This is a genomic window from Nocardia araoensis NBRC 100135 (assembly GCF_000308435.1).
Classification (GTDB): domain Bacteria; phylum Actinomycetota; class Actinomycetes; order Mycobacteriales; family Mycobacteriaceae; genus Nocardia; species Nocardia araoensis.
Genome location: NZ_BAFR01000031.1, coordinates 1 through 11,856, shown reverse-complemented (window position 1 = coordinate 11,856; position 11,856 = coordinate 1). Strand labels below are relative to the sequence as shown.

At 67.6% G+C, this 11,856-nt stretch carries 18 protein-coding genes and 2 pseudogenes; 2 read left to right on the top strand and 18 right to left on the bottom strand.

What is annotated here, in order from left to right:
* The 3 genes from ON21_RS04005 to ON21_RS03995 all read right to left on the bottom strand — a co-directional run.
* The coding region (locus tag ON21_RS04005; RefSeq protein ID WP_157170698.1) for an MMPL family transporter at nt 1–573 on the bottom strand (573 nt) is incomplete at its 3' end.
* Nucleotides 574–615: 42 nt separating this feature from the next.
* Complete coding sequence (locus ON21_RS04000; protein WP_051020314.1) at nt 616–1,095, bottom strand: EXLDI protein; 480 nt, start codon at nt 1,093–1,095, stop codon at nt 616–618.
* Nucleotides 1,096–1,290: 195 nt separating this feature from the next.
* Nucleotides 1,291–1,740 carry an NUDIX domain-containing protein gene (locus ON21_RS03995; RefSeq protein ID WP_245562456.1) on the bottom strand — a complete coding sequence of 150 codons (450 nt, stop codon included), beginning with the start codon at nt 1,738–1,740 and terminating at the stop codon, nt 1,291–1,293.
* A gap of 216 nt (nt 1,741–1,956) precedes the next feature.
* Here ON21_RS03995 and ON21_RS03990 point away from each other — a divergent pair, with 216 nt between their 5' ends.
* Entirely contained in the window at nt 1,957–2,853 is an 897-nt protein-coding gene (locus tag ON21_RS03990) for an NAD-dependent epimerase/dehydratase family protein (RefSeq protein WP_051020312.1), read from the top strand.
* Here ON21_RS03990 and ON21_RS03985 read toward each other — a convergent pair.
* From ON21_RS03985 to rpsJ, 12 genes and pseudogenes are all read right to left on the bottom strand, one after another.
* Nucleotides 2,843–3,655: a phosphatase gene (locus tag ON21_RS03985; RefSeq protein WP_039795454.1), complete on the bottom strand. Its 813-nt coding sequence runs from the start codon at nt 3,653–3,655 to the stop codon at nt 2,843–2,845. The two genes, ON21_RS03990 and ON21_RS03985, sit on opposite strands and share 11 nt — an antisense overlap.
* A gap of 183 nt (nt 3,656–3,838) precedes the next feature.
* A pseudogene (gene rpsQ / locus ON21_RS03980) lies at nt 3,839–4,087 on the bottom strand (30S ribosomal protein S17); the annotation flags it as partial.
* A gap of 20 nt (nt 4,088–4,107) precedes the next feature.
* The gene (rpmC, locus tag ON21_RS03975; RefSeq protein WP_039795449.1) at nt 4,108–4,347 is read right to left on the bottom strand and encodes a 50S ribosomal protein L29; all 240 of its coding nucleotides are present in this window, start codon (nt 4,345–4,347) and stop codon (nt 4,108–4,110) included.
* Nucleotides 4,347–4,763, bottom strand: coding sequence for a 50S ribosomal protein L16 (gene rplP, locus ON21_RS03970; RefSeq protein ID WP_039795447.1), 417 nt, complete (start codon nt 4,761–4,763; stop codon nt 4,347–4,349). The genes rpmC and rplP overlap by 1 nt, the downstream gene beginning before the upstream one ends.
* A gap of 3 nt (nt 4,764–4,766) precedes the next feature.
* Nucleotides 4,767–5,561, bottom strand: coding sequence for a 30S ribosomal protein S3 (gene rpsC / locus ON21_RS03965; protein ID WP_039795445.1), 795 nt, complete (start codon nt 5,559–5,561; stop codon nt 4,767–4,769).
* Nucleotides 5,562–5,966, bottom strand: a complete 405-nt coding sequence (rplV, locus tag ON21_RS03960) for a 50S ribosomal protein L22 (protein ID WP_039795443.1) — start codon at nt 5,964–5,966, stop codon at nt 5,562–5,564.
* Complete coding sequence (gene rpsS / locus ON21_RS03955) at nt 5,963–6,244, bottom strand: 30S ribosomal protein S19 (RefSeq protein ID WP_039795442.1); 282 nt, start codon at nt 6,242–6,244, stop codon at nt 5,963–5,965. Before rpsS ends, rplV begins: the two co-directional genes overlap by 4 nt.
* A 15-nt stretch (nt 6,245–6,259) precedes the next feature.
* Entirely contained in the window at nt 6,260–7,096 is an 837-nt protein-coding gene (rplB, locus tag ON21_RS03950; protein ID WP_039795441.1) for a 50S ribosomal protein L2, read from the bottom strand.
* 33 nt (nt 7,097–7,129) lie between these two features.
* Nucleotides 7,130–7,435 (bottom strand): 50S ribosomal protein L23, encoded by a 306-nt coding sequence (gene rplW / locus ON21_RS03945; RefSeq protein ID WP_011207266.1) that lies wholly within the window; start codon nt 7,433–7,435, stop codon nt 7,130–7,132.
* Entirely contained in the window at nt 7,432–8,106 is a 675-nt protein-coding gene (gene rplD, locus ON21_RS03940; protein WP_039795438.1) for a 50S ribosomal protein L4, read from the bottom strand. The genes rplW and rplD overlap by 4 nt, the downstream gene beginning before the upstream one ends.
* Nucleotides 8,103–8,768: a 50S ribosomal protein L3 gene (gene rplC, locus ON21_RS03935; RefSeq protein WP_039795435.1), complete on the bottom strand. Its 666-nt coding sequence runs from the start codon at nt 8,766–8,768 to the stop codon at nt 8,103–8,105. Before rplC ends, rplD begins: the two co-directional genes overlap by 4 nt.
* Before the next feature lie 14 nt (nt 8,769–8,782).
* Complete coding sequence (rpsJ, locus tag ON21_RS03930; protein ID WP_003938093.1) at nt 8,783–9,088, bottom strand: 30S ribosomal protein S10; 306 nt, start codon at nt 9,086–9,088, stop codon at nt 8,783–8,785.
* A gap of 435 nt (nt 9,089–9,523) precedes the next feature.
* Here rpsJ and ON21_RS03925 point away from each other — a divergent pair, with 435 nt between their 5' ends.
* Nucleotides 9,524–10,000 carry a hotdog fold domain-containing protein gene (locus ON21_RS03925; protein ID WP_039795434.1) on the top strand — a complete coding sequence of 159 codons (477 nt, stop codon included), beginning with the start codon at nt 9,524–9,526 and terminating at the stop codon, nt 9,998–10,000.
* Here ON21_RS03925 and ON21_RS03920 read toward each other — a convergent pair.
* The 3 genes and pseudogenes from ON21_RS03920 to ON21_RS39845 form a co-directional block, all read right to left on the bottom strand.
* Nucleotides 9,987–10,724 (bottom strand): ATP-binding cassette domain-containing protein, encoded by a 738-nt coding sequence (locus ON21_RS03920; RefSeq protein ID WP_051020310.1) that lies wholly within the window; start codon nt 10,722–10,724, stop codon nt 9,987–9,989. The two genes, ON21_RS03925 and ON21_RS03920, sit on opposite strands and share 14 nt — an antisense overlap.
* A 46-nt stretch (nt 10,725–10,770) precedes the next feature.
* Entirely contained in the window at nt 10,771–11,706 is a 936-nt protein-coding gene (locus ON21_RS03915) for a lipase family alpha/beta hydrolase (protein ID WP_039795432.1), read from the bottom strand.
* 14 nt (nt 11,707–11,720) lie between these two features.
* Nucleotides 11,721–11,856: pseudogene (locus ON21_RS39845) on the bottom strand (esterase family protein); the annotation flags it as partial.

Here is an 11,856-nt window from a genome sequence, read left to right as displayed (position 1 = left end):
CACGAGGATCAGCACGACGGTGGCGATGCCGACGATGGCCAAACCTTTGTCGCCCGATTCCCGCTGATCCAGCGTCTGCGCCGCCTGACCGGTGATGCCGGCCTTCAGGTCGGTGTTCGCGACGCGCTCCTTCAACTGCTTGCGCAGCGCCTTGACCGCGTCGCCTTGGATGGTGTCGTTCGGATTCGTCACCTTCGTCATCTGCACCGCGATGATCTGGACCAGCCGGTTGGCCGATGGCGGCGTCGGTTGCATTCCGATGACGTCCTTGACCTGCGCGTCACGCAGGTTGTCGCCGATCGAGACGACCGCGGCGGCGTCCGCGTCGGTCAACGGCGCGCCGTCCTGGCGGGCGAACACGATGATCGCCGCGGGAGCGGAGCTGTCCGGGAATGCCTTCTGCTGCAACTCGAGCGCCTGAATGGACTCGTAATGCGATGGCAGAAAAGCTGATTGGTCGGTCGTCGATTTCAGTTCCGGCGCCGCCGCCACCACCGCGATGGCGAGCAGCACCCACAGGCCGATCACCTTCCACGGATTGTGGACGACCACGGCCCCAAGTCGTGCGAACATCTGCGAATAGATCCTTTCCGGATGCGGGAAAGCGGCGGTATCTCAGATCTGCAGGTCCTGCGAGCTCGGGTTCTCGGCCACGTCCACGACCGTCCGGTAGATGTGCTCCGGCACCCGGCCGCGCAGCTCAGCGGGCGAGTCGACGATCTCCACCGTGTAATCACCCCACTCCCGCTCGCCGCTGCCGGGCCGCAGCAACTCGCGCCAATTCTTCCATTCGGTCCAGTCGAGCGCGACGGACATTTCGCGCCAGTCCGATTCCCGCCGGTGCACCACGAACTTGCCCTTGCGGCTCACGTAGACCCGCACCACCGTCATCCCGACCTTGGTGTATTCGCGGGATTCGCCGAGCAGCCTGCCGAAGAACCGCTGCTGACGCCCGCCGCCCGGACCCACACGCAACACGATCTGGCGCAGATCGTCCGCGTCGCCCGGCTCCGCGGTTTCCTGGACGATGGTGACTCCGCAGCCCTTTTCCTCGACAGCGTCCGCACCGCTCGGGTTGTTCGGATCGGTGGTCATTATTTCCCCATTTCATAGATAAGTGCGCATGCAGGCATGCGTCTACCGTGGACCGGCCCGCTCCGAATCCGTCTGTACCGGTGCGGATTCGATGTTCCCAGATAGCCCGAGCCGCCGTCTTACTATAAGTAGATGTATACGTATAGCGCAAGACCTGACCGACTGCCTGTCCCGCCGCGCGTCGGATCCGGTGGGCTAAGTGACCGGACGTCCGTGTTCGAGGTACCGAGGACAGCCATCGATGTACGCCAGATGCGCCTGCCGCACCCGCCGAGCCAGCCGCGGCGTTACGTAGTCGTCGATGTCGGCGACCGGAACCCACTGCCACGCATCGAGTTCCGTCGTCTGCAATCGAATGGTTCGCTCCTCGGCGCCGAGCACACCGCAGTCGAACACGTACAGAACCTTGTCGCCTTCACCAGGTCGCGGCGCCCAGTCGTGCACGAGCAGCCGACGAACGGACCGCTCGAGCCCGAGTTCCTCGCGAACCTCACGCCGACAGGCCGCGGCGGGCGCCTCCCCTGGCTCCACATACCCACCCGGCAGATCCCACCCATCGCCGTACGTCTTGTGGACGAGCAACACATCGTCGGCGCGCACGAACAACGCCCCGGCGGCCATCCGCGCTCGCCCGACCTCCACCACCCCAGCCAACCACGCAAGACCTCGTCATCGGCCGAAACCGCACCGAATCCTCGGGCGGCGTCGGCGGACCACAGTAGCGGCGCTCGCCAGCTCCGCGTCTCGGCACAACCGGAAGCGCGCAGACTCGAACGGTGGAACAGCGCCTTCAGTCGGATACCGAGGGTGCGGCTGATTCGCTCCGCCCCGGGTACAACCACTCCTGGATGACAAGATCGTATGGTGCGCGTTCTCGTCACCGGAGCGAACGGCTATATCGGCCGGGCGGTTGTCGGACTGCTGGGTAATGCCGGGCACGAGCCGATCGCGATGGTTCGCGAGAGCGGTTCGCCCTCGCTTGTGCCGACGCGGGTCGCCGATCTGCTGGACGAGGCCGGGCTGCGGGACGCGCTCGACGGCGTGGACGCGGTGTGTCATCTCGCCGGGCTCACGCGGGCGCGGGAGTCGACGGCCGACCCGCTGCGATACTTCCGCGTCAATACCGGCGGGACCGTCGCGTTGCTGGACGCCATGGCGGCCAGCGGAGTCTCGCGAATCGTCTTCGCTTCGACCGGCTCGATCTACGGAACCCCCGAGCGGCAACCGATGACCGAACGCCTGCCCGACGCACCTGCGCACCCGTACGCCGCGAGCAAGCTTGCCGCCGAATGGGCGATCCGGTCACAGGCGAGCGCCGGTCACTTGGCCGCTGTCGTGTTGCGCTTGATGAACGTAGCCGGTGGCGCGGACCCCGACCCGACGCGGTTGATTCCCCGGACGTTCGCCGCCGCGACGAACGGCTCGGCCCTGGAGGTCAACGGCGACGGCACCGCGGTCCGCGACTACCTGCACATCGACGACGTCGCAGCGGCTTTCGTCGCATGCCTCGAGCACATGCCGCCGCAAGGCGAATTCACGCGCTACCTCATCGGCAGCGGCCACGGCAGCAGCATCCTCGATGTCGTCGCCGCGGTCGAGCGGCACACCGGCCGCCGTACCCCGCTGACCCATCGACCTGCCGCGCCCGAACCGGCCGTGCTGATCGGCGATCCCACCAAGGCGATCACCGAATTGGCCTGGCGTCCTTCTCGTTCCGATCTCGAAACGATCGTGCGCGACACACGGCTCACCCGATGAGTCCGGCCCGGTCCAGCAGATAGGCGATCAGGGGCCGGTAGTAGTCGGGGTGAACTCCGTCATCGAGGGGCACGGTGACCGCGATCTTCCCCTCGGCCTTCCCCGCGAACAGCGCGGGGTCGTTGCTGTCGGCGAATCCGACAGTCTCGATACCCGCATCGCCCGCCGCTCCCGCCCAGCCGTGATCGGCGACGACCAGGTCGGGCCAGTGGCCGTCCGCGGCGTCGCGCAACTCCTGCAGGACCGCCCGCATCGGATGCGGGTCATGGGTGTGCCGCAGCATGCCGTCGGTGCCGAGCGCGGCGACTCCTGAGGTATAGACGATCTCGCGATGCTGCGGACCCCAAGGCGTAGTGACCCGATAGGACCATCCGGCGGCGGGCGCGAGCACCACACACCCTGCCGCGCGCAAGGAATCCTCGACGGCGCGATAGACGCCCATGAGCGTGTCCGGATGCCCCGTGGCCAGGATCACGGTCTCCCGGCGACGGGCCGCGAGCCCGATTCGCTCTCCCATCGCGTCGAGCGCGTCGAGGGTCAACTCGACGTCGATGGTGTCCGGACCGCGCACGTGACGGGGATCGGGGCTGACCCCGCACAGACGCGCCATCATCTCCAGGGTCTCGGCGAACGTCCAATCCTTCAGTGTCAGCCCGAACTGATAGCCGGGATCCTTCGCCACCATCTTCCGGTAGTTCGCCAGATTCCCTTCCCGAGGCGTCGCGACCTCCCCCGCGATCCGGGTCTTCAACAGATGTTCGCGCAACAGCGCTCGGTCATAGGGCTGATCAGATCGAGTCACATTCCCCACCGCTCACACCTCCGCATCGGCCGTGCCGTCGGGCGCGGTTCCGGTCAGACCGTTCCGCCGGTTCGCTCGATCGATACCCGAACCACGAACACGACAGTACCCACCCCGGACACGGCGAAGGCCCGCCTCCCGGAACGGGAAGCGGGCCTTGCGGTTTCACGCCGCAGAGGAGGCTTACTTGGCCTTCTCCAGGACCTCGACCAGACGCCAGCGCTTGGTGGCCGACAGCGGACGGGTCTCCATCAGCTGAACGCGGTCGCCGATGCCGGCGATCTCGTTCTCGTCGTGCGCCTTCACCTTCGAGGTGGTGCGAATGATCTTGCCGTAGAGCGGGTGCCGGTTACGGTCTTCCAGCTCGACGACGATCGTCTTGTTCATCTTGTCCGAGACAACGTAGCCGACCCGCACCTTGCGGGTGCCGCGCTGCCCTTCCACTTTGTCGCTCATGCCGCGTCTCCCTTGTCAGCGGGTCCGGTGGCCAGACCGAGCTCACGCTCACGCATGACCGTGTAGATGCGCGCGATCTCGTGACGGACGACGCGCAGGCGACGGTTGTTGTCCAGCTGACCCGTCGCCATCTGGAAGCGCAGGTTGAACAGCTCTTCCTTGGAGTCGCGCAGCTTGGCCACCAACTCCTCTTCGGTGAGCTCACGGAGCTCTGCGGCCGGTGTTCCGGTAGCCATCAGAACTGCTCCTCCCTGGTCACGATCCTGCACTTCATCGGGAGCTTGTGCATCGCGCGGCGCAGGGCCTCACGAGCGGTCTCCTCGTTCGGGTAGCTCATCTCGAACATCACGCGACCGGGCTTGACGTTCGCGACCCACCACTCCGGCGAACCCTTACCCGAACCCATGCGGGTCTCGGCGGGCTTCTTGGTCAGCGGGCGATCCGGGTAGATGTTGATCCAGATCTTGCCGCCACGGCGGATGTGGCGAGTCATCGCGATACGCGCCGACTCGATCTGCCGGTTGGTGACGTACGCCGGCTCCAGCGCCTGGATGCCGAATTCGCCGAACGCCACCGAGGTGCCGCCCTTGGCCGTACCCGAACGGCCCGGGTGGTGCTGCTTGCGGTGCTTCACCTTGCGAGGCATCAGCATGCGTCAGCCCTCCTGTGTCTCTGCCGGGGCGTCGGCCACCGCGGTGGCGGCGCGCCCGGCCTCGGTGCTGGTCGCGGTGGTGCCGGTGGAACCGGACCGACGCGGGCGGCTCGGCCGCTCCCGGCGCGGACGCTCGGGCGCGGCGGCAGCGGCGGCCAGCTCACGCTTGCCACCGACGATGTCGCCCTTGTAGATCCAGACCTTCACGCCGATGCGACCGAAGGTGGTCCTGGCCTCGTAGAGGCCGTAGTCGACGTCGGCGCGCAGCGTGTGCAGCGGCACCCGACCCTCGCGGTAGAACTCCGAGCGCGACATTTCGGCGCCGCCGAGGCGGCCCGAGCACTGCACACGGATGCCCTTGACGTTCGGCGAACGCATGGCCGACTGGATGGCCTTGCGCATCGCGCGACGGAACGCCACACGGTTGGACAGCTGCTCGGCCACGGCCTGAGCGACCAGCTGCGCATCCGACTCGGGGTTCTTGACCTCGAGGATGTTCAGCTGCACCTGCTTGCCGGTCAGCTTCTCCAGCTCGGCGCGGATGCGGTCGGCCTCGGCGCCGCGGCGGCCGATCACGATGCCCGGACGCGCGGTGTGGATGTCCACCCGCACGCGGTCACGGGTGCGCTCGATCTCGACCTTGGAGATGCCCGCCCGCTCCATGCCGGTGGCCAGCAGCTTGCGGATCGCGACGTCTTCCTTCACGTAGTCCGCGTACTGCTTGTCCGCGTACCAACGCGACTTCCAGTCGGTGGTGATACCGAGGCGGAAGCCGTGGGGATTGATCTTCTGTCCCATTTACTTTGCCCCTCCCTTCCGGCGGTTACGAGTGGCTCCACCGGCGGTGGGGATGCTCTCGACCTCGATGGTGATGTGGCTGGTGCGCTTGCGGATGCGGAACGCACGGCCCTGGGCACGCGGCTGGAACCGCTTCAGGGTGGCACCCTCGTCGACGTAGGCGGTCGAGATCACCAGCGTGGCCGGGTTCAGGCCGAGGTTGTTCTCGGCGTTGGCCGCGGCGCTCGCGACGACCTTGGCGACCGGCTCGCTCGCGGCCTGAGGCGCGAACTTCAGCAGGGCGAGGGCGTCCTCGACGCGCTTGCCGCGGACCAGGTCCACGACACGGCGTGCCTTCATCGGGGTGACGCGAACGTGCTTGGCGGTCGCGCGCGCAGTCGGGTTCTGAGTCTCGGTCGTCGTCATCGCCGCTTGCTCTTCCGGTCTTCCTTGACGTGGCTCTTGAACGTCCTGGTCGGCGCGAACTCACCGAGCTTGTGCCCGACCATGTTGTCCGAGACGAACACCGGCACGTGCTTGCGGCCGTCGTGCACCGCGAAGGTGTGCCCGATGAAATCGGGGATGATGGTCGAACGACGCGACCAGGTCTTGATGACCTGCTTGGTGCCCTTCTCGTTCTGCACGTCCACCTTCGCGAGGAGATGGTCGTCGACGAACGGGCCCTTCTTGAGGCTGCGTGGCATTTCTTACCTCCTCCTTCAGCGCTTCTTGCCGGTCTTGCGGCGGCGGACGATGAGCTTGTCGCTCGGACGGTTGGGCTTGCGGGTGCGGCCTTCCGGCTGACCCCACGGCGAGACCGGGTGGCGACCACCGGAGGTCTTGCCCTCACCACCACCATGCGGGTGGTCGACCGGGTTCATGACGACACCACGGACCGTGGGGCGACGGCCCTTCCAGCGCATGCGGCCTGCCTTGCCCCAGTTGATGTTCGACTGCTCGGCGTTGCCGACCTCGCCGACGGTGGCGCGGCAGCGCACGTCGACGCGGCGGATCTCACCGGAGGGCATACGCAGCGTGGCGTAGGGGCCTTCCTTACCGAGCAGCTGGATGCTCATGCCGGCCGAGCGGGCCAGCTTGGCGCCGCCGCCCGGACGCAGCTCCACCGCGTGGATGGTGGTACCGGTCGGGATGTTGCGCAGCGGCAGGTTGTTGCCCGGCTTGATGTCGGCCGTCGGGCCGGACTCGATGCGGGTGCCCTGCGTCACGCCCTTGGGGGCGATGATGTAGCGCTTCTCGCCGTCCACGAAGTGCAGCAGCGCGATGTTCGCGGTGCGGTTCGGGTCGTACTCGATGTGCGCGACCTTGGCCGGGATCCCGTCCTTGTCCAGGCGACGGAAGTCGATCAGGCGGTAGGCGCGCTTGTGCCCGCCACCGCGGTGCCGGGTGGTGATCCGGCCGTGGGCGTTGCGGCCGCCGGACTTGGTCAGCGGGCGCAGCAGCGACTTCTCCGGGGTCGACCGGGTGATCTCGGCGAAGTCCGAGACGCTGGAGCCACGGCGGCCCGGCGTAGTCGGCTTGTACTTACGGATTGCCATGAGTTCTTCTCTGCTTTCTGGATTCCCGGGCGCTTACGCGACCGGGCCTCCGAAGATCTCGATGGGCTTGCTGTCGGCCGAGATGGTCACGAGCGCGCGCTTGGTGTTCTTGCGCTTGCCGTAACCGAAGCGGGTCCGCTTGCGCTTGCCCTGACGGTTGGCGGTGTTGACGCTGGTCACCTTCACACCGAAGACCTTCTCCACGGCGATCTTGATCTGCGTCTTGTTGGAGTCCGGGTGCACCAGGAAGGTGTATGTGCCTTCCTCGATCAGTCCGTAGGACTTCTCGGAGATGACCGGCGCCAGCAGAATGTCGCGGGGGTCGGCGATGGTGGTCACTTGCTCTCCTCCTGTGCAGCCTCGGCCGGGCCGTGCACGAACGCGTTGAGCGCCTCGACGCTGAACACCACGTCGTCGCTGTTGAGCACGTCGTAGGTGTTGAGCTGATCGGGGGCGATCGGGTGCACGTTCTGCAGGTTCGCCACGCTCTTCCACGCGGCGACGTCCTCGCGGCCGACCACGACCAGGAGCTTCTTGCGGTCCGACAGCTCGGCCAGGAAGCTCTTGGCGGTCTTGGTGGACGGGGTCTGCCCGGCCACCAGTTCGGTGATCACGTGGATGCGCTCGTTGCGCGCCCGGTCGGACAGGGCGCCACGCAGGGCGGCGACCTTCATCTTCTTGGGCAGGCGCTGGGTGTAGTCGCGCGGCTGCGGGCCGTGCACGGTGCCACCGCCGGTGAACTGCGGCGCCCGGGTCGAACCCTGGCGGGCGCGGCCGGTGCCCTTCTGCCGGTACGGCTTCTTGCCGCCGCCGGAGACCTGGCCACGGGTCTTGGTCGCGTGCGTGCCCTGGCGGGCCGCGGCCTGCTGGGCCACGACGACCTGGTGCATCAGCGCGATGTTGGCGGTCACGTCGAAGATCTCCGCGGGGAGGTCGACGGTGCCGTTGGTCTTGCCGCCGATCTCCTTGACCGGCAGCGTCAGGTTGGCCTTCTTCTCGAGGCTCGTCATGCGTGCGCACCACCCTTCACGGCGCTCTTGACGATCACGACGCCGCCCTTGCGACCCGGGATCGCTCCCTTGATCAGCAGCAGACCGTTCTCCGCGTCCACCTTGTGCACCGACAGGTTCTGCGTGGTGACCCGGTCGTTACCCATCCGGCCCGACATGCGCATGCCCTTGAACACGCGGCCGGGGGTGGCGCAGCCACCGATCGAACCCGGACGGCGGTGCACGGCCTGCGCACCGTGCGAGGCGCCCTGGCCACGGAAGCCGTGGCGCTTCATGGTGCCCGCGAAGCCCTTGCCCTTGCTGGTGCCGGTGACGTCGACGTAGGTGCCCTCTTCGAACACGTCGGCGCTGATCTCCTGGCCGACCTCGAAGGTGGAGGCGTCCGCGACGCGGATCTCGGCGACATGGCGGCGCGGGGTGACACCGGCCTTGGCGAACTGGCCGGAGACCGGCTTGGTCACCTTGCGCGGGTCGATGGCGCCGAAGGCCACCTGGACGGCGCTGTAGCCGTCGCGCTCCACGGTGCGGATCTGGGTGACGACGTTCGGCCCGGCCTTGATGACGGTCACGGGAACGACGCGATTGTTGTCGTCGAAGACCTGGGTCATGCCGAGCTTGGTGCCCAGGATGCCCGCGGCCGGCCTGTTCTTGTTGTCAGTCATGTCTCGAGTCCCCGTCACTGAATGTTGACGTCGACGCTGGCCGGCAGGTCGATGCGCATGAGCGCGTCCACCGTCTTCGGCGTCGGGTCGAGGATGTCGATAAGGCGCTTGTGCGTACGCATCTCGAAGTGCTCGCGCGAGTCCTTGTACTTGTGCGGCGAACGGATGACGCAGTACACGTTCTTCTCGGTCGGCAACGGCACCGGGCCGACGACGCGTGCCCCGGTGCGGGTCACCGTCTCCACGATCTTGCGCGCCGAAGCGTCGATCGCCTCGTGGTCATAGGCCTTGAGCCTGATGCGGATCTTTTGTCCCGCCACGCTAAGTGTCCTTTTCTCCGCTTTCCTTCGTGGTCCGGAAGCCCGGCTACACCAGTCCTCTGGACCACCCTCATTTGCACAGCCCGAACACACGAAGACGTCTCAGTGGAGACCCTGACCGGGCATGCCCGATCCTCGCCGCTGTTCATCTGTCATGGTTCTCCGGTACACGCGGTCGGGCGTGTCGCCCGTCCGCTCATTCCTCGGCCTCGGATCGCTCGCGCATCTCAGGCCTGGAACACTGTCCCGGACGTACCCACGCCGGAAACCCGGCGAGGTACACGATGGGGTACTGCTCGCCCTGCCCGACCAGCTGTTTCACGCGGAAACAGGCACGGCCCGGTGCAAGGCAACCCGAACAGTATGCACGACCCCCACGGGCCACTTCAAATCAGTGGGGCGTCAGAGAACTTACTTTTGAGTAAGATAGCCGCCATGACCAAAGAGACCGCGACCTATCGCGGCTGGAGGAAACTGCCGGACAACCGGCTGGGCCATGCTCTGTTCTCGCTCGGGATGGTGGCCCGGGTGCCCTACTTCGGCACCGTGCTGCCGAACGTGGTCCGGCTCGAACCGGGGCTGTGCGAGGTGACCTCGCCGAAGTGGTTCGGCATCCACAATCACCTCGGCACCTTCCACGCCATCGCGGTGTGCAATCTGGCCGAGGTCGCGATGGGCATGCTCAGCGAGGCGACCGTGCCGGTGACGCACCGATGGATTCCCAAGGCGATGAACGTGCGGTACCTGGCCAAGGCGGAGACCGGGCTGCGCGCCGTCGCGAAGCTGGCCGAGATCCCCGACTTCGCGAGTATCACCGAGGGCCGCGAGGTGGTGGTGCCGGTATCGATTTACGACAAGCACGGCTTGGAGGTGGTGCACGCCGACATCACCACCTGGGTCACGCCCAAGTAGTCGGCCTCCGCGCGCCGCGCACGTCGGGTCCGGCGAAGGTTGTCCGTCCCGAACCGTCCGGCGCCGGGACCGACGCGTCGGCGGCGACTCGACCCTGATCGATGTGCAGGATGTGCTCCGCGCATCCGACGAGGTCGCCTGCGCGACAAGCCGAAACGACGATCGTCATGTCCTGCCGCGCGAGAGCTCGCAGCATCCCGGCCAGATAGCGACGACCGTTGTCGTCCAAATCGGCCATGGGGTTGTCCAATACGAGTGCCGTCGTACCGGCGGCCAGCGCTCTGGCCAGGCTCAGCCACTTCTTCTCGCTGCGGGAGAGCCGGAGCACGGGTGTGGAAGCGGAGTCCGCCAAACGCGTGAGATGCAATGCCCGATCGACGAGTTCGTCGGCCGCGTCCCCGCTGTGGCCCGCGACCTTCGCCGCGAACTCCACGACCTCCGCGACCGACCAGGTCTCGCTGCCCTCGTGCACGTCGGGGACCCAGCCGACCCTGGCGCGGACCACCCATGGTTCGACGCTCGGGTCCGCGTCCTCCACGCGGAGCCACCCTCGGTGCGGTCGCAACTGACCGGCGAGCATCGACAACAGCGTCGTCTTCCCCGCGCCGTTCGGACCGACCACCGCGGTGACCCGGCCCGCGGGGGCACGAAAGGTCACGTCGTCGATCACCGCGATTCCGGCGAATTCGCGGCGCAGCCCGCTACATGTGATGCCGAGACCCACCGCGTTCTCCCTCGTCGTCTTGTGATCGTGTCCGGCCGGGGTGCCCTCAGCAGGGCAGCGCTCGCCGATCTCCGGCGAGTGCGGAGAGCACGGCGGCGGCGGCGCGCGGATCCTCCAGCATGCCGCTGTGGTCGGCCGCGTCGCCGGGGCAGCCGTCCTGCAACCACACGTTGCGGTCGGCCGGGCCGGGCGCGGCGAGCAGAGCGGTGTCCTGCGGCGTGATCACCTGATCGGCGCGGGAGGCGATGGCCGTGTACCGGAGACCGGACAGGGTCTCGCCTCCCGCGTTCAGCCGGTTCAGCAGCGGTGACCCGACCACCTGCTGCTGACCCGGAGCCCCGAACACCTGGGCGGCGATCTGCGCGTCAGCCAAACCGAGCGCGGCCAGGTCCGGATAGCTGCCGCGCAATCCGGCCCAGGTCGAGCCGCGATACGGCGTGCCGAGCGTCACCACCTGCGACACCGCCTCCGCACCGCGGCCGCGCAGGTACTGCCGGATCACGGTGCCGCCGGTGGAGTGGCCGACCAGCGCCACCCGGCTCGCGCCCGTCGTCTCCCGCACGGTCCGCACGACGTCGGCGAGTTCGCCCGCCATCCGATCGATGTCGGCCACGCCGTAGACCACGCGTCCCAGCAGTGCGGCGCCGATCGGCCCGATGCCGGTGGCACTGGAGCCGGTCTGTCCGCTCACCGCGTCGACCACGCCCGGCGCGGCGCCGAGATTCGCGGCGAACACGCAATGTCCCTCGGCTCGGATGGCGGGCGCGAGCAGCGGGAAGCTGCGGCCGATATCGGTGCCCGAACCATGCACGAGCACCACCGGCTCCGGTCGCGCCGGTGTGGGGCGACAGGACCAGTCGTTGGCGCCGTCCAGCGCCGGTGTCTCCGGCGCCGCGGTCGCGGTCGGCGCGTGGCACAGCGCCACACAGGCCGCCGCCATCATGAGGCCGACGACGCGCGTGGCCCGGGTGCGAACAGTCATCTCGAATTCCCGGATCAGATTCCCAATGGAGCGGCCAGCGTCGGCCACGAATCCTTCAGCGCGTCCTCCCAATAGCCCCAGGAGTGGGTTCCTTCCGGGCGGAAGTTGTATCGCGCGGGGATACCGAGGCTGTCCAGCCGGTCTTTCATG